This is a genomic window from Streptomyces sp. NPDC056452, assembly GCF_042796085.1.
Lineage (GTDB): Bacteria > Actinomycetota > Actinomycetes > Streptomycetales > Streptomycetaceae > Streptomyces.
In genome coordinates this window covers 81,564-97,662 of the sequence record NZ_JBHTRI010000010.1, presented here as the reverse complement: position 1 = coordinate 97,662, position 16,099 = coordinate 81,564, and the positions used below count along the sequence as shown (strand labels likewise).

14 protein-coding genes are annotated in these 16,099 nt (G+C 69.5%); 8 read left to right on the top strand and 6 right to left on the bottom strand.

The genetic code is table 11. The features are described from left to right. Positions 1–46: 46 nt before the first annotated feature. On the bottom strand, positions 47–2,275 hold the full coding sequence (locus ACFQ6X_RS12690; RefSeq protein ID WP_383180136.1) for a transglycosylase domain-containing protein: 2,229 nt from the start codon (positions 2,273–2,275) through the stop codon (positions 47–49). A gap of 221 nt (positions 2,276–2,496) precedes the next feature. Between ACFQ6X_RS12690 and ACFQ6X_RS12685 the strand changes: the two genes are divergently transcribed. The 5 genes from ACFQ6X_RS12685 (at position 2,497) to ACFQ6X_RS12665 (ending at position 7,447) form a co-directional block, all read left to right on the top strand. Beyond that, positions 2,497–3,468, top strand: coding sequence for an SPFH domain-containing protein (locus tag ACFQ6X_RS12685; protein WP_329207830.1), 972 nt, complete (start codon positions 2,497–2,499; stop codon positions 3,466–3,468). A 47-nt stretch (positions 3,469–3,515) separates the two neighbouring features. Continuing rightward, positions 3,516–3,719, top strand: coding sequence for a hypothetical protein (locus ACFQ6X_RS12680; RefSeq protein ID WP_383180367.1), 204 nt, complete (start codon positions 3,516–3,518; stop codon positions 3,717–3,719). Positions 3,720–3,906: 187 nt separating this feature from the next. After that, a complete protein-coding gene (locus ACFQ6X_RS12675; protein ID WP_383180132.1) occupies positions 3,907–4,431 on the top strand; it encodes a PadR family transcriptional regulator in 525 nt (174 codons plus the stop codon). Further along, the gene (locus ACFQ6X_RS12670; protein ID WP_383180129.1) at positions 4,428–5,114 is read left to right on the top strand and encodes an ABC transporter ATP-binding protein; all 687 of its coding nucleotides are present in this window, start codon (positions 4,428–4,430) and stop codon (positions 5,112–5,114) included. Before ACFQ6X_RS12675 ends, ACFQ6X_RS12670 begins: the two co-directional genes overlap by 4 nt. Continuing rightward, positions 5,111–7,447, top strand: coding sequence for an ABC transporter permease (locus ACFQ6X_RS12665; protein ID WP_383180126.1), 2,337 nt, complete (start codon positions 5,111–5,113; stop codon positions 7,445–7,447). The genes ACFQ6X_RS12670 and ACFQ6X_RS12665 overlap by 4 nt, the downstream gene beginning before the upstream one ends. Before the next feature lie 44 nt (positions 7,448–7,491). On the opposite strand, the gene ACFQ6X_RS12660 is transcribed toward ACFQ6X_RS12665, so the two are convergent. Next, complete coding sequence (locus ACFQ6X_RS12660; protein ID WP_383180123.1) at positions 7,492–8,451, bottom strand: hydrogen peroxide-inducible genes activator; 960 nt, start codon at positions 8,449–8,451, stop codon at positions 7,492–7,494. A 132-nt stretch (positions 8,452–8,583) separates the two neighbouring features. On the opposite strand from ACFQ6X_RS12660, the gene ACFQ6X_RS12655 reads away from it, so the two are divergent. Both ACFQ6X_RS12655 and ACFQ6X_RS12650 read left to right on the top strand, forming a co-directional pair. Further along, complete coding sequence (locus tag ACFQ6X_RS12655) at positions 8,584–9,138, top strand: peroxiredoxin (protein ID WP_329207840.1); 555 nt, start codon at positions 8,584–8,586, stop codon at positions 9,136–9,138. Positions 9,139–9,150: 12 nt separating this feature from the next. Further along, positions 9,151–9,684 (top strand): alkyl hydroperoxide reductase, encoded by a 534-nt coding sequence (locus ACFQ6X_RS12650; protein WP_383180119.1) that lies wholly within the window; start codon positions 9,151–9,153, stop codon positions 9,682–9,684. 79 nt (positions 9,685–9,763) lie between these two features. Here ACFQ6X_RS12650 and ACFQ6X_RS12645 read toward each other — a convergent pair whose 3' ends face one another. The 4 genes from ACFQ6X_RS12645 to ACFQ6X_RS12630 form a co-directional block, all read right to left on the bottom strand. Further along, on the bottom strand, positions 9,764–11,167 hold the full coding sequence (locus ACFQ6X_RS12645) for an AI-2E family transporter (protein WP_383180116.1): 1,404 nt from the start codon (positions 11,165–11,167) through the stop codon (positions 9,764–9,766). Between the two features lie 133 nt (positions 11,168–11,300). Next, positions 11,301–12,002, bottom strand: coding sequence for a transglycosylase SLT domain-containing protein (locus tag ACFQ6X_RS12640; protein ID WP_351167502.1), 702 nt, complete (start codon positions 12,000–12,002; stop codon positions 11,301–11,303). A 389-nt stretch (positions 12,003–12,391) separates the two neighbouring features. After that, entirely contained in the window at positions 12,392–13,714 is a 1,323-nt protein-coding gene (locus ACFQ6X_RS12635; protein ID WP_383180112.1) for a PhoH family protein, read from the bottom strand. Positions 13,715–14,069: 355 nt separating this feature from the next. Next, complete coding sequence (locus ACFQ6X_RS12630) at positions 14,070–14,831, bottom strand: isoprenyl transferase (protein WP_329207846.1); 762 nt, start codon at positions 14,829–14,831, stop codon at positions 14,070–14,072. 209 nt (positions 14,832–15,040) lie between these two features. Between ACFQ6X_RS12630 and mgrA the strand changes: the two genes are divergently transcribed. Further along, on the top strand, positions 15,041–16,078 hold the full coding sequence (mgrA, locus tag ACFQ6X_RS12625) for an L-glyceraldehyde 3-phosphate reductase (RefSeq protein WP_383180109.1): 1,038 nt from the start codon (positions 15,041–15,043) through the stop codon (positions 16,076–16,078). The last annotated feature ends 21 nt before the right edge of the window (positions 16,079–16,099 follow it).

Sequence of the window (16,099 nt, the reverse complement as noted above, 5' to 3'; positions counted from 1 at the left end):
GGCATGCGGGAGGGGCGGTGTCGGTGACACCGCCCCTTCCGCATGCTCACTGTCCCAGCAGACCGTTCCCGGGCCGCTCACCCGGCGGCTGGTCCCCGTCATCGGGATCCTTCGTCGCGCTGGGATCGTCGCTCGGCGTCCCCGAGGGCGACTCGCTCGGCGGCCAGCTCGGCGTCGTCTCCTCGCTCGGCGTCTCGCTCGGCGTCTCGGTGGGATCCTGGGTCTCCTCGGAGGGGGTCTCCTCCGGGGTCTCCGTCTCCGACGGCGTGGCCGAGGGGCTCTCGGTCACGGCCGTCTCACCGCGCTCCACGCCCTCCAGGTCGAAGGTGGCGTCCGAACCGCCGCCGAGTGCGCCGAGGGTGTAGTCCGCCCAGATCTTCGCGGGGAATCCGCCACCGTTGGCGCGGCCGGAGTTGGCCGTACCGGTCAGGGTGACCTGGCCGCCGCCTTCCTTGGTGGACTCGCCGTACAGGGCCACGACCGTGGAGAGCTCCGGGGTGTAGGCCGCGAACCAGGCGGCCTTGTTGTTCTCCGACGTACCCGTCTTGCCCGCCGCGTCGTAGGCCGAGGTGTTGGCCTCGCGGCCGGAGCCGATGTCGACGACCTCGGTGAGCGCCTTGGTCACCGTGTCGGCGGACGCCCGGCTGATCACCTGCTCGCCGGTGCCGTCGACCGGCTCCATGGTGCGGTCACGGTGCTTCGCGGACTTGACGATGGTCGGGGTGACCTTCTTGCCGTGGTTGTCCAGGGTGGCGTACACCCCGGCCATGTCCCAGGTCGAGGCGTTCATGGTGCCCAGGGTGATCGCGGGCGCCACGGGGAAGTTCTTGTCGGGTACGCCCATGGCCAGCGCGGTCTTCTTCACGGCGCTCGGGGTGACGTCGACGACCATCTGCGCGAAGACGGAGTTGATCGACTTGTCCATCGCCTTCTGCACGGTGGGGTTGTCGTAGCTGATGTCATCCTCGTTCTGCGGGTTGAACGGGATGTCGCTGCCCACGACGGGGCGCTTGCTGGTGCCGTCGTAGACCGTGTCGAGACCGATCACGTCGCCGTCCTGGGTCTTCGACCCGTTCTCCAGCGCGGAGGCGAGCACCAGCGGCTTGAAGGTGGACGCGGGCTGGTAGTCCTGCCGGGTGGCGTTGGACATCCAGTGCTCGGTGGCACCGACGCCGCCGTAGAGCGCGAGGACCTTGCCCGTCTTCGGGTCCACGGAGGTGGCACCGGCCTGGACGGTCGCGTCGGTCTTGTTGCCCTTGCGGTCGAGCTTGCTCTCCAGCTGGCGGTCGACCGACTTCTCGAGCTGCTTCTGCTTCTTCTTGTCGACGTTGAGGGTGACCGTCCAGCCGCCGGCCTCGCGCATCTCCTCGGTGATGCCCTGCCGCGCCATCTCCTGGTTGGCCGCCTCGACGAGATAGCCGGTCTGGCCCTCCAGGCCGGGGGCGGCCTTGGGGGACTTCGGAACGGGGAACGTCAGCTTGTCGCGCTCGGCCTGGTCGAGCCAGCCCTCGCCGACCATGTTGTTCAGGGTGTAGGCCCAGCGCTCCTTGACGAGCTTCTTGCCGGTCGGCGAGGCGACCGCCCAGTCGTACTGGCTGGGTGCCTGGAGCAGGGCAGCGAGATAGGCGCCCTGGGAGACGTCGAGGTCCTTGGCGTCGACCCCGTAGTAGGCCTGCGCCGCCGCCTGGATGCCGCTCGCACCGCGTCCGTAGTACACGGTGTTGAGGTACCCGGCGAGGATGTCGTTCTTCTTCATCCGCTGGTCGACCTTGAGCGAGATCACCAGCTCCTTGAGCTTGCGGGTGACCGTCTGGTCCTGCGTGAGGTAGTAGTTCTTCACGTACTGCTGGGTGATCGTCGAGCCACCCTGCTTGCCCTTGCCGGAGAGCGTGTTGAGCACGCCGCGCGTGGTGCCCTTGAGGTCGACGCCCTGGTCCCGGTAGAAGGACTTGTTCTCGGCGGCGACGAAGGCGTGCTGGACCTTCTTGGGCACGACGGCGAGGTCCACGATCTCGCGGTTGACGCCGGTGCCGGTACGGGCCAGGAGCGTGCCGTCGCTGTACTTGTAGACGTTGCTCTGCTTCTCGGCCTGGGCGTTGGCCGCCGGTACGTCCACGTACATGTAGAGCGCGACGAAGGCGCCCATCACCAGCAGGCAGAGTCCGAAGAAGGTGCCCAGCATCTTCCGCCAGGTGAAGAGTCCGCGTATGCCGCCGCTCTTCGCAGCCCGGCGCGCTCCCCGCCCCTGAGCTCGTCGCGCATCCGCTCGACCCATTGCTGTGGTGCTCCTGTTCCTCTGCTCGTTCTGCTCCGGTCAGACCAATCAGCTAACACCGAAAGCACGGACAAATGGCAAGCGATCCGGTCTTTTCCGGACGTGACAATCAGCACCTGTCACAAAGGAACCGACTCACGAGGGGTGCACAAGGTTGCGACGTCGGATAATGTGAAATCACATTGCTAGCGCGGCGCTATGCCGCCCGAAACGGGGGAACCATGTCCGCACCGCACGACCGTCCCGACTCCGCCGGCCCCGCCGCCGACCTGACGCCGGACGCTCCCGAGATGCCCGCTCCCCAGGTCAGGGAGACCACCGCGCACTCCATCCCCGGCGGCCTCGGACTGCTGCTGACCGTCCTCGGGGTGTTCGTCGGCGTCGGCCTGGCCATCGGCGGCGGCGTTCTCGGCGCCAACGGGCACAACGGCATCGGTATCCCGCTCTTCATCCTCGGCGTGCTGCTCGTCATCGCCTCGTTCTTCTGCATGAGCGGTGTGAAAATGGTCGCTCCGGGCGAGGCGCGGGTCATCCAGCTCTTCGGCCGGTACGTCGGCACGATCCGCTCGGACGGTCTGCGCTGGATCAACCCGCTGACCTCCAGCCGCAAGATCTCCACCCGGGTCCGCAACCACGAGACGGCCGTCCTGAAGGTCAACGACGCCTACGGCAACCCGATCGAGCTCGCCGCGATCGTCGTCTGGAAGGTCGAGGACACCGCGCAGGCGCTGTTCGAGGTGGACGACTTCCTGGAGTTCGTCGCCACGCAGACCGAGGCGGCCGTGCGGCACATCGCGATCGAGTACCCGTACGACGCCCATGACGAGGGCGGCCTCTCGCTCCGCGGCAACGCGGAGGAGATCACCGAGAAGCTCGCCGTCGAGCTCACCGCGCGGGTGCAGGCCGCGGGCGTGCTGATCATCGAGTCGCGCTTCAGCCACCTCGCGTACGCCCCCGAGATCGCCTCCGCGATGCTCCAGCGGCAGCAGGCGGGGGCGGTCGTCGCGGCCCGTCAGATGATCGTCGAGGGAGCGGTGGGCATGGTCGAGATGGCCCTGACCCGCATCGCCGAACAGGACATCGTCGAGCTCGACTCCGAGCGCAAGGCGGCGATGGTCAGCAACCTGATGGTGGTGCTGTGCGGTGACCGTGCGGCGCAGCCGGTCCTGAACACGGGCACGCTCTACCAGTGACGGACGACGCCTCCACCCCTGCCGCCCGGCGGCCGCAGCGCAAGCAGATGCTGCTGCGGCTGGATCCCGCGGTGCACGACGCGCTGGCCCGCTGGGCCTCGGACGAGCTGCGCAGCGCGAATGCGCAGATCGAGTTCCTGCTGCGGCGGGCGCTGGCGGAGGCGGGGCGGCTGCCGGGCGGTGCGGCGCCGATCCCCCGCCGGGGACGCCCGCCGAATCCCGCACCTCCCCCACAGGACGCCGCGGAGTGACCTCGCACCCGTGTCAGGGGCTCCGCCCCGGACCCCCGCGCTTCAGTCGCCGGCGGGGCTTGAATGTGCGGGGTGCCGGATCAGGCCCGTCCGGCGATTGAGGACCCGGGGGTCCGGGGGCAGGGCCCCCGGGGTGGCCCCCGCACCCGTATACGCGCGAGGTATACACGCGATGTAGAGTGCCGCCATGTCAATCGGTCACACCCTCCTCGGGCTCCTCGAATCCGGCCCCCGCCACGGCTACGACCTCAAGCGCGCCTTCGACGACAAGTTCGGCCACGACCGGCCCCTCCACTACGGCCAGGTCTACGCGACCATGTCCCGGCTGCTGAAGAACGGGCTCGTCGAGGTCGACGGCGTCGAGTCCGACGGCGGCCCCGAGCGCAAGCGCTACGCCATCACCGACGCCGGCATCACCGACGTCACCACCTGGCTGGCGCAGCCGGAGAAGCCGGAGCCGTATCTCCAGTCGACCCTGTACACGAAGGTCGTCCTGGCCCTGCTCACCGGCCGCAGCGCCGCCGATCTGCTGGACGCCCAGCGCTCCGAGCACCTGCGCCTGATGCGCATCCTCACCGACCGCAAGCGCAAGGGCGACCTCGCCGACCAGCTGATCTGCGACCACGCCCTCTTCCACCTCGAGGCGGACCTGCGCTGGCTGGAGCTGACCGCGGCCCGCCTGGACCAGCTCGCCGCGGTGGTGGCGGCGTGACCCCGGCCGGCTCCCTGCTCGTCGCCCACGACCTGCGCAAGACCTACGGTTCGACGGCCGCGCTCGACGGCGCCTCGTTCTCCGTCCACCCCGGCGAGGTCGTCGCGGTCATGGGCCCCTCCGGCTCCGGCAAGTCGACCCTCCTGCACTGCCTCGCCGGGATCATCACCCCCGACTCGGGCACCGTCACCTACGCGGGCCGTGAGCTCTCCGCCATGTCGGACGCGCAACGAAGTGCCCTGCGGCGCAGCGATTTCGGCTTCGTGTTCCAGTTCGGCCAGCTCGTCCCCGAGCTGACCTGCGTGGAGAACGTCGCCCTGCCGCTCCGGCTGAACGGCACCCGGCGCAAGGAGGCCGAGCGCACGGCCCTGCAGTGGATGGAGCGCCTCGAGGTCGACGGCCTGGCCGCCCAGCGTCCCGGCGAGGTCTCCGGCGGTCAGGGCCAGCGCGTCGCCGTGGCCCGTGCCCTCGTCGCATCGCCCAAGGTGGTCTTCGCGGACGAGCCGACCGGCGCGCTGGACTCCCTCAACGGCGAGCGCATCATGGAACTGCTCACCGAGTGCGCACGGTCGGCCAACACGGCCGTCGTCCTCGTGACGCACGAGGCGCGGGTCGCCGCGTACTCGGACCGCGACGTCGTCGTGCGCGACGGCCGCTCCCGCGATGCGGAGTACGCCGTATGACCTGGCTGCGCGATCTCGGCCTCGGCATACGCTTCGCCGCCGCGGGCGGGCGCGAGGGCTGGGCACGGACCGCGCTCACCGCCGTGGGCGTCGGCCTGGGCGTGGCCCTGCTGCTGGCCGCCTCGTCCGTCCCCCAACTGCTGGACCAGCGCTCCGCTCGTGAGCGTGCCCGCGAGGAGGTCGCGGCCTCGCGCGAGGCCGACGTCCGGAAGTCGGACAGCACGGTCCTGCGGATCAGTGCGGAGACGGAGTACCGCGGCCGCTCCGTCGGCGGGTTCCTGATGCGCGCGGAGGGCACCCGACCGGCCACCCCGCCCGGAGTCGCGGGCTTCCCCGGTCCGCAGGAAATGGTGGTCTCCCCCGCCCTCCGGGAACTGCTGGCGTCCTCCGAGGGCGAACTCCTCAGGGAGCGGCTGCCGTACCGGATCTCCGGAACGATCGGCGATCCGGGTCTGCTCTCCCCGGGCGAGCTGCTCTTCTACGCGGGCAGCGACAGCCTGACCACCGCCGCCGGCGGCCACCGGCTGGCCGGGTACGGGAACGACACCGAGGGCGATCGGCTCCCGCCCCTCCTGGTCGTGCTGGTCATCATCATCTGCGTCGTCCTGCTGGTGCCCGTCGCGATCTTCATCGCCACGGCCGTACGGTTCGGCGGCGACCGCCGCGACCGCCGGCTCGCCGCGCTGCGCCTGGTCGGTACGGATATCCGGTCGACCCGCCGGATCGCGGCCGGTGAGGCGTTGTTCGGCTCGGTGCTCGGTCTGCTGGCCGGCCTGGTGTTCTTCCTGGTGGGCCGATCGTTCGTGGGCTCCGTCGAGCTGTGGGACCACAGCGCCTTCCCGTCCGATCTGGTGCCCGCCCCGTGGCTGGCCGCGCTGATCGCCGTCGCGGTGCCCCTCGCCGCCGTGTTCGTCACCCTGGCCGCCCTGCGGTCCGTGGTCATCGAACCGCTCGGTGTCGTACGGGGCGCCCGTGCCCGCAGGCGCCGCCTGTGGTGGCGTCTGCTCATGCCCGCACTGGGTCTCGTGGTGCTGGGACTCACCGGCAGGGTCGACGAGGCCACGCCCGTCAGCCCGTACCCGATCGCGGCCGGCGCCGTACTGGTCCTGGTCGGGCTGGCGCTGCTGCTGCCCTGGCTCGTCGAGGCGTTCGTGAACCGGCTGCGCGGCGGCCCGGTGCCCTGGCAGCTCGCCGTCCGCCGGCTCCAGCTGAACAGCGGGGCGGCGACCCGCGCGGTCAGCGGGATCACGGTCGCGGTGGCGGGGGCGGTGGCCCTGCAGATGCTGTTCGCCGCCATGGCCGACGACTTCGAGCGGGTCACGGGGCAGGACCCCTCGCGCGCCCAGTTCCACACGTACTCCGAGAAGGTCTCCGGGGACGCGGCCACCCGCACCGTCGAGGCGTTCCGGGCCACCAAGGGGGTGGAAACCGTCATCGGGACGGTCGAGACGTACGTGACCCGGCCGGGGACGTACACGGCCGACGAGATACAGCCCACCACCTCACTCAGCATCGGTGACTGCGCGACCCTGATGGAGATCGCCGAGATCACCTCCTGCAAGGACGGAGACGTCTTCGTCGTCCATCCGAGGGGTGACAGGGAGATGTCCGACTGGGTCGACCAGACGGCACGCAAGGGCGAGGAGATCGAGCTCGACCCCACCGTCGGCACCGCGGCCGGCGCGAAGCCCCTGCGGTGGACACTGCCCGCCGATGCACGGACCGTGACCTCTGCCCGCGATCCGCTGGGCGAGGACCACTGGGGCATCATGGCGACGGTCGGCGCGATCGACCCGCGTACGTTGCCGAACGCCCAGACCATGGCGCAGATCCGGGTCGACGGGAGCGTCGAGGACGCAGCCGAGTACGTGCGGAACACGGCGGCCAGGATCGACCCCGGGATGCGGGTCGGCACCCTGACCTCGGTGACGCGCGACCGGCAGTACGCGAGCGTGCAGACCGGCCTCCGGTTCGGTGCCGCGGCGACCCTGCTGCTGATCGCCGCGTCCATGCTGGTCTCCCAGCTGGAGCAGCTCCGGGAGCGCAAGCGGCTGCTGTCGGTCCTGGTCGCCTTCGGCACCAGGCGCGTCACCCTGGGCTGGTCGGTGCTCTGGCAGACCGCCGTCCCGGTGGTCATCGGCCTGCTGGCCGCGCTCGTGGGCGGCCTCGGGCTCGGCGCCGTGCTGACCTGGATGATCGCCAAGACGGTGACGCAGTGGTGGCTGTTCCTGCCGATGGTGGGCACGGGCGCGGGCATCGTCCTGGCCGTGACCCTGCTGTCGCTCCCCCTGCTGTGGCGCATGATGCGCCCGGACGGCCTGCGTACGGAGTGACGCCGCACGGGCGCGGTCCCGTCCTCCCGGGGACAGGACCGCGCTCAGCCGGCCGTCGGCACCCGTACCGGAAGGGTCACCAGGGCCTCCCGCAGCGCCGCGGCGAACTCCTCGAACTCCTCGTGCCGCGCCGTCCCCGTACGGATCGCCAGGGCGATCCGCCGCGAGGGGGCCGGATCCGCGAAGTACCCGGTGGCCAGCGCCTCGTTGCGCCCGGTCTCCACCGTCACCGCCGTCCGGGGCAGCAGCGTCACCCCGAGACCGCCCGCGACGAGCTGCACCAGCGTGGAGAGCCCCGCGGCGGTCGTCGTCACCGGCGCCCCCTCGGTGCGCCCCGCCTCGCGGCAGATGTCCAGCGCCTGGTCGCGCAGGCAGTGCCCCTCGTCGAGCAGCAGCAGCGGCAGATCCCGCAGGGCCTCCCGCGGAATGTCGGTGCGCCCGCCCAGCCGGTGCTCCTGCTCCATGACGAGGACGAAGTCCTCGTCGAACAGCGGCAGTTCGGTGACACCGGGCATGCCGAGCGGGACGGCGAGCAGCAGCAGGTCCAGCCGCCCCGCCGCCAGCCCCTCCAGCAGCGAGGAGGTCTGCTCCTCGTGCACCTGGAGGTCCAGCTCGGGGTAGCGCTCATGGACCAGCCGCAGCACCGCGGGCAGCAGGTACGGCGCGACGGTCGGGATCACACCGAGCCTGAGCACCCCGGTGAACGGCGCCCGCACCGCCTCCGCCTCCTCCATCAGCTCGCCCACGGCCTCCAGCACCGCGTCGGCCCGCACCGCGAGCCGCTCCCCGGCGGGCGAGAGCAGCACCTTGCGCGTCGTACGCTCGATGAGCTGGACACCCAGTGCCACCTCGAGCGCCGACACCGCTCCGGAGAGTGCGGGCTGACTCATCCCGATTGCTGCCGCCGCGTCCCGGAAGTGCAGATGCTCCGCGACGGCCGCGAAGGCGCGCAGCTGCGAGAGGCTGGGCTGCTTGGCCCTGATGCCCTGATTTATGTACGCCACTGATAGGTACCTCCGATCATCACGACCGAGTGTAGCTATTTCCGTGATCAATGCACTCTGTGCCAAGGTGGAGACCGTCCAACCCCCAGGAACACCCCCAAAAAGGGAATTCCTATGCTTCAAGGAGTGCGCGTGCTCACTGTCGGTGACAAGTTCCCCCAGTTCGACCTGACCGCTTGTGTGTCGTTGGAGACCGGCAAGGAGTTCGAGCAGATCAACCACAAGACCTACGAGGGTCAGTGGAAGATCGTCTTCGCATGGCCGAAGGACTTCACCTTCGTGTGCCCCACCGAGATCGCCGCCTTCGGCAAGCTCAACGAGGAGTTCGCCGACCGCGACGCCCAGATCCTCGGCTTCTCCGGTGACTCCGAGTTCGTGCACCACGCCTGGCGCAAGGACCACCCGGACCTGACGGACCTGCCCTTCCCCATGCTGGCCGACTCGAAGCACGAGCTCATGCGTGACCTCGGCATCGAGGGCGAGGACGGCTTCGCCCAGCGCGCCGTCTTCATCGTCGACCAGAACAACGAGATCCAGTTCACGATGGTGACCGCCGGTTCCGTGGGCCGTAACCCCAAGGAGGTCCTGCGGGTCCTCGACGCCCTGCAGACCGACGAGCTCTGCCCCTGCAACTGGACCAAGGGCGAGAACACCCTCGACCCGGTCGCGCTCCTCTCGGGCGAGTGAGCTGATACCCCCATGGCACTCGACGAACTGAAGTCCGCGATCCCGGACTTCGCCAAGGACCTGAAGCTGAACCTCGGCTCGGTCATCGGGAACAGTGAGCTCCCTCAGCAGCAGCTCTGGGGCACCGTCCTGGCCTGCGCGATCGCCTCGCGCTCGCCGAAGGTGCTGCGTGAGCTCGAGCCGGAGGCGAAGGCCAACCTCTCCGCCGAGGCGTACACCGCGGCGAAGTCGGCTGCGGCCGTCATGGCGATGAACAACGTCTTCTACCGCACCCGGCACCTGCTGTCGGACCCCGAGTACGGGAACCTCCGTGCGGGCCTGCGGATGAACGTCATCGGCAAGCCGGGCGTGGAGAAGGTCGACTTCGAACTGTGGTCGCTCGCCGTCTCCGCGATCAACGGCTGCGGCCAGTGCCTGGACTCCCACGAGCAGGTGCTGCGCAAGGCCGGCGTGGACCGTGAGACCATTCAGGAAGCCGTAAAGATCGCTTCGGTGATCCAGGCTGTCGGCGTGACCCTCGATGCCGAGGCCGTGCTCGCCGAGTAGCACCCGCAGTACCCATGTACGAGAAGGGCCCCGAGGACGACCGACCGTCCCCGGGGCCCTTCTTATGTGTCCGTGCGCCCTACTGCTTCCCGGGCTCGTCCTGCGTGTCCGTCCCGTCGTCGTCGGCGGGCGCCTCCCGGGCCCGCCGTGCCCCGGGAGCCTCCGTCGGCGCCACTCCGATCGCCGTCGCGCCGTGTGGCTGCGGCGAGTGGCGCAGGGCGGCCTCCCGCCCGTACGCCCGCAGATAGCCGACCACCGTGTTCGTCACGGCGACCAGCGGTACGGCGACGACCGCGCCGCCGATGCCGGCGATCATGCCGCCCGCCGCGACCGAGAGGACGACGGCCAGCGGGTGGACGCGCACCGCGCGGCCGAGGATGAACGGCTGCAGGATGTGGCCCTCGATCTGCTGCACGGCCAGCACCACGATCAGCACCATCAGCGCGGTGAACACGCCCTGGGTGACGAGCGCGACGACCACGGCGAGCGCCCCGGAGATCACGGCGCCGACCAGTGGGATGAACGCGAAGAGGAAGATGAACACGGCCAGCGGCACCGCCATCGGCACATCGAGGAAGTAGATCCCGAGTCCGATGAAGATCGCGTCGATCAGGGCGACGATCACCGTGCCCCGCACATAGGCGGTCAGCGTGCGCCAGGCGCGCGGTCCGGCGCCGGCGACGCCCGGCCGGGCCTGGGCGGGTACCAGCTTGAGCACCCACTGCCAGATGCGCTTCCCGTCGTACAGCAGGAAGAGCGTCGAGAACATCGCCAGCAGTATCCCGGTGAGGACCTCCACCATCACGGTGACGCCCTGCAGTCCGGCCGAGGTGATCTCCTCGGTGTTGGTGCCGACGGTGTCGCTGAGGTTCTTCGCGATGTCGTTGATCTGCGACTCGGTGACATGGAACGGGCTGTCCAGGAGCCAGCGCTTCAGCTCGTCGATGCCGTCACGCACCCTGTCGGACAGCGTGTCGAGGTTGTCCATCACCTGCCACACGACGAACCAGCCGACCAGGCCCATGACGACGAAGCCGAGGACCGCGGTGACGGCGGTGGCGAGACCGCGAGGCAGTCCGAGCCGTTTCAGCCGCACGACGGTCGGCTGGAGCATGGCGGTCACGAGCAGTGCGGCGACGAAGGCCAGGACGACCAGCTGCACGGCGCTGATGATCCGCATCAGCACCCAGAGCGTGCCCGCGAGCACCAGCAGCCGCCAGCCGGCCTCCGCCGCGACGCGCATCCCCCAGGGGATCGCCGCCACCGGATCGGGCCTGGCGGCCACGGAGGGGGCGTACGCGGGCGGGCGGGGCACCTGCTCGGCGGCGGCCGCATTCGCGGCCGCCACGGTGGAGAGGGTCGAGGAGGACACGGAAGCGGCGTCGTCCCGGCGTTCGTCCTCGGCGCGCCGCTCTTCCAGGCGCGCCCCGATCTGCGTCAGTTCGGCGCCCAGACGCCCGAGCCACCCCGGAAGTTTTGACATGAACTTTCCCTTTCCCCCGCTTGCTCCCATCACTCCCCCGGAGCTGTTCGGATCGACCGTACACGCGTGAAGCCCCGCACCGTATGACGGTGCGGGGCTTCACGAGGTTGAGAGCGGAACCTCGCGGGGGTTCCTAGTACCAGTGGTTGGCCTGCCAGAACGACCAGGCCGCACACGGGCTGCCGTAGCGGTCGCTGTTCATGTAGCTGAGGCCCCACTTGATCTGGGTGGCCGGGTTGGTCTGCCAGTCGGCGCCCGCGGACGCCATCTTGGAACCGGGCAGGGCCTGCATGATGCCGTAGGCGCCCGAGGACGGGTTGGTCGCCTTGTAGTTCCAGCCCGACTCTTTCTCCACGATGTTGCTGAAGCACTGGAACTGGTCGGCCGGCATCATCTGGCGGGCCATCGCCTGTACTTCGGCCACGCTGTAGGAGCCCTGAGCCGAGAACGACGAGGCGTCGCGGACGTCGGAGCGGCTCGCGCGGTCGGCTTCCGCCTTCGCCTCGCGCTCCTCCTCCAGCTTGTCCTCGGCCGCCTGCTTCTTCGACTTGGCGTCCTTGGCGGCCTGGATGCGGGCCGTTTCTTCAGCAGACTTCTTCGCCGCCGCGTCGGCAGCGGAGGCCTGTGCATCGGCCTGCTGCGTCAACGAAGCGGTCTGAACCTGGGCCTGCTGGCCCGCGGGAATGTCTGCGAGCAGCGTGGTGTCGGCTGCGGCAGCCTCGAAGTTGTCGTCAGCAGCGGGAGTGCTGCCCGACGCAACGCCGACGACGGCGCCTACGGTGGTAACCGCAGTGGCAGATGCCACGGCGAACCCCCGGACCGAGATCCGGCTCACATGGTGTCCTTCCAGCATCGCCCGCTTAGGTGACCTCGCGGGCGCAATCGTGCCCTTGACGCTGGCCTCCCTACTGCTTGGGTCACGGGAGGCACGGGCCCGGTGGGCAACTTCCTTGCGGAAGTGCCGCGTGGTGCTCGCGGGCGGCATACGGACGGCGATTGTTGAGTTGTGTGGTGCGTGGCGCCTCTGGAGGTGCCCAAGTGCCGTATGCGGGGCCTGACGGAAGCAAGACTCTGCCGGACGGACACGGGGCGTTGCAATTCTGTGTTGCGTGTTAAAGGTCACACCCCGTTTGGAGCAAGTGTTTTTCGGAAATGACGGCGCAACACGATGCCGCCCGGCTAAGCTCCTTGGCTCGCCGGGCGGCATCTTTGGGACTTCCGGTGTCAGATCCGGCCTTCCTCCAGCATTTCGGTCACCAGTGCGGCGATCTGCGAGCGCTCGGAGCGGGTGAGCGTGACATGCGCGAAGAGCGGATGCCCCTTCAGCTTCTCGACCACGGCGACGACTCCGTCGTACCGGCCGACCCTGAGGTTGTCCCGCTGGGCCACGTCATGCGTGAGCACAACGCGGGAATTCGTCCCGATCCGGGACAACACGGTCAGCAGGACATTCCGTTCGAGCGACTGCGCCTCGTCCACGATCACGAACGCGTCGTGGAGCGAGCGGCCCCGGATGTGGGTGAGCGGCAGGATCTCCAGCATCCCGCGCCCCAGTACCTCTTCGATGACCTCGCGCCCGGCGACCGCCGACAGCGTGTCGAAGACGGCCTGCGCCCAGGGGCTCATCTTCTCGGACTCACTGCCGGGGAGATAGCCGAGCTCCTGCCCGCCGACCGCGTACAACGGCCGGAAGACCATCACCTTCTGGTGCTGCCTGCGCTCCAGCACGGCCTCCAGGCCCGCGCAGAGCGCCAGTGCCGACTTGCCGGTGCCCGCCCTGCCTCCCATCGAGACGATGCCGACGTCCGGGTCGAGGAGCAGATCGAGCGCGATGCGCTGCTCGGCGCTGCGGCCGTGGATCCCGAAGGCCTCCCGGTCGCCGCGCACGAGGCGCACATTGCCCTCGGCGGTGACCCTGCCCAGGGCCTTGCCGCGCTCGGACTGGAGGACGAGTCCCGTATGTACGGGGAGGTCGGCCGCCTCGGGGACGTAGAGCGTCTCCTCGGTGAACAGCAGATCGACCTGTTCGGCGGAGAGAGACAGCTCGGACATCCCTGTCCAGCCGGAGTCGGTGATGGCGAGTTCGGCGCGGTACTCCTCGGCGAGGAGGCCGACCGATGACGCCTTGATCCTGAGCGGCAGGTCCTTGGAGACGACGGTGACGTCGTACCCCTCGGCCTGCAGATTGCGCGCTACCGCGAGAATCCGTGAGTCGTTGTCCCCCAACCGGTAGCCGGCGGGCAGTACACCGGGGTCGGAATGGTTGAGTTCGACGCGGAGCGTCCCGCCCAGATCCCCGAGGGGGATCGGGGCATCCAGCCGGCCGTACCGGACGCGGAAGTCGTCCAGCAGGCGCAGGGCCTGCCGGGCGAAGTACCCGAGTTCGGGGTGGTGCCGTTTGGCCTCCAGCTCCGTGACCACGACGATCGGCAGCACTACTTCGTGCTCGTCGAACCGGGCCATGGCATTGGGGTCGGCCAGCAGGACGCTGGTGTCGAGAACATAGGTGCGCCTGTCGGGCATGCGGCGCTTAGTGCTGGTCACCACGGAAGGACGTACCCCCTCGGACGAGGTCGGGGAGTGCGACGGACGTCGCGGAACTTCCCAAAGGGAGAGGACGGACCGGGTTCGGACCCCTTGCGCGGGCCGAACACCGGCCCTCCGCGTCGGCCGCACGATGTGCGGTCCCTCGTGTGCAAAGGGCCTCCCGGGCGAGCGGACTGGGCTCCGCTCACTTGGCTGCGACATCCGCCTGGTTGTGACTGGATATCGACCTGACAGGGGTATTCCCTCGAACACGCGAAGCCATGCGCGTGGGGTGGACCAGCACTTCGGCCCGGGTTCCGCGGGCGCCGCCCGTGGTTGTCGTGCCGTCAATCGCGGGACGGGCCCGACTCGGCCGTCAGGCGCCGTAGCGGCGGTGGCGGGCCGCGTAGTCGCGCAGGGCGCGGAGGAAGTCGACCTTGCGGAAGGCCGGCCAGAAGACCTCGCAGAAGTAGTACTCCGAATGGGCGCTCTGCCAGAGCATGAAGCCGGACAGCCGCTGCTCGCCACTGGTCCGGATCACCAGGTCCGGGTCGGGCTGTCCGCGGGTGTAGAGGTGCTCGGAGATGAGGTCCGTGGAGACGACCTCCGCGAGCTCCTCGAAGGTGGTGCCCTTGGCGGAGTGGTCCAGCAGCAGGGACCGCACCGCGTCCGCGATCTCCTGGCGCCCCCCGTAGCCGACCGCGACATTGACGATTATCCCGTCGATGCCGGCCGTGGCCTCCTCCGCCTCCTTGAGGACGGTCTGGGTCCGCGCCGGCAGCAGGTCGAGCGTGCCGACGTGGTGGACACGCCACCGCCCGTCGGCCGCCAGGTTGCGCACGGTGTTCTCGATGATGCCGAGCAGCGGGATGAGCTCCGCCTCGGGCCGGTCGAAGTTGTCCGTGGAGAGCAGCCAGAGGGTGACGACCTCGACCTCGGTCTCACTGCACCAGCCGAGCAGCTCGGAGATCTTGTCCGCGCCCGCCTGGTGTCCCTGCACGGCCGAGCCGCCCGAGGCCTTCGCCCAGCGCCGGTTGCCGTCGAGGATGACTCCGATGTGCTTGGGCACCTGCGCGTGATCCAGGCGGCCTTCCACCCGGCGTGCGTAGAGCCCGTACACCAGGTCGCGCAAGTTCACTGAGTTCACCCTCTCGGTTCCGTACGGGCCGCAGGCCCGTCCTCCCCGTCGCCGGGGGTCCGGGGCGGTCCCCGGGGGGGGAATCCCGCACGGTCCGCACATCACACTCTCGCGCCGCGCATCGGCATTTCCCGAAGCCGCCACATTACTGCGCACGAGTGGTAAGGGCCCAACCCGGTCTGTCACAAGTCCGTGATAAGGAGAGAAACGTGACTGATTCCCTCCCCCATATCGCCGCCGAGTCGCGCTACGACTCCATGGAGTACCGCCGCACAGGACGCAGCGGGCTCAAGCTCCCCGCCGTCTCGCTGGGCCTGTGGCACAACTTCGGCGACGACCGCAGCCTCGGCTCCCAGCGGGCCATCCTCCGCCGCGCCTTCGATCTCGGCGTGACCCACTTCGATCTGGCCAATAACTACGGTCCGCCGCCCGGCTCCGCCGAGCTCAACTTCGGCAAACTCTTCCGGCAGGACTTCGCCCCGTACCGGGACGAGCTGATCATCTCCACCAAGGCCGGTTACGAGATGCATCCGGGTCCGTACGGGGAGTGGGGGTCCCGCAAGTACCTGCTGTCCTCGCTCGACGCCTCGCTGAAGCGGATGCGGCTCGACCACGTCGACATCTTCTACTCCCACCGCTTCGACCCCGACACGCCGCTCGAGGAGACGATGGGGGCGCTCGCCTCCGCCGTGCGCCAGGGCAAGGCGCTGTACGCGGGTGTCTCCTCGTACAACGCCGCACAGACCGCCGAGGCGGCCCGGCTGCTGCGGGAGATGGGCGTGCCCGCCCTGATCCACCAGCCGTCCTACTCGATGGTGAACCGCTGGGTGGAGTCCGACGGGCTGCTCGACACGCTGGAGACGGCCGGCATGGGCTGCATCTCCTTCGCGCCGCTCGCCCAGGGGCTGCTCACGGGCAAGTACCTCAAGGGCATCCCGGAGGGTTCGCGCGCCTCGCAGGGCAAGTCCCTGGACCCGGACCTTCTCTCCGACGAGATGGTGCGCCGTCTGCGCGGGCTGAACGACATCGCCGTGCGCCGCGGCCAGTCCCTCGCACAGCTGGCGCTGAACTGGGTGCTGCGGGACAGCCGCATGACGTCGGCCCTCATCGGCGCGTCGAGTGTGAAGCAGCTGGAGGAGAACGTGGCAGCGCTCGGGGCACCGGCGCTCTCCGCGGCCGAACTGAAGGAGATCGACACCTTCGCGGTGGACACCGCGAGCACGAACATCTGGGCCAACCGGGGCTGAGGAACCGGTCCCGGACACGGG

What these genes read in the sequence shown, in the direction of transcription:
- ACFQ6X_RS12645 (WP_383180116.1), bottom strand. Translation starts at nt 11,167, where the DNA reads ATGTCAAAACTTCCGGGGTGGCTCGGGCGTCTGGGCGCCGAACTGACG.
- ACFQ6X_RS12675 (WP_383180132.1), top strand. Translation starts at nt 3,907, where the DNA reads ATGTCAATCGGTCACACCCTCCTCGGGCTCCTCGAATCCGGCCCCCGC.
- ACFQ6X_RS12680 (WP_383180367.1), top strand. Translation starts at nt 3,516, where the DNA reads ATGCTGCTGCGGCTGGATCCCGCGGTGCACGACGCGCTGGCCCGCTGG.
- ACFQ6X_RS12650 (WP_383180119.1), top strand. Translation starts at nt 9,151, where the DNA reads ATGGCACTCGACGAACTGAAGTCCGCGATCCCGGACTTCGCCAAGGAC.
- ACFQ6X_RS12685 (WP_329207830.1), top strand. Translation starts at nt 2,497, where the DNA reads ATGTCCGCACCGCACGACCGTCCCGACTCCGCCGGCCCCGCCGCCGAC.
- ACFQ6X_RS12665 (WP_383180126.1), top strand. Translation starts at nt 5,111, where the DNA reads ATGACCTGGCTGCGCGATCTCGGCCTCGGCATACGCTTCGCCGCCGCG.
- ACFQ6X_RS12690 (WP_383180136.1), bottom strand. Translation starts at nt 2,275, where the DNA reads ATGGGTCGAGCGGATGCGCGACGAGCTCAGGGGCGGGGAGCGCGCCGG.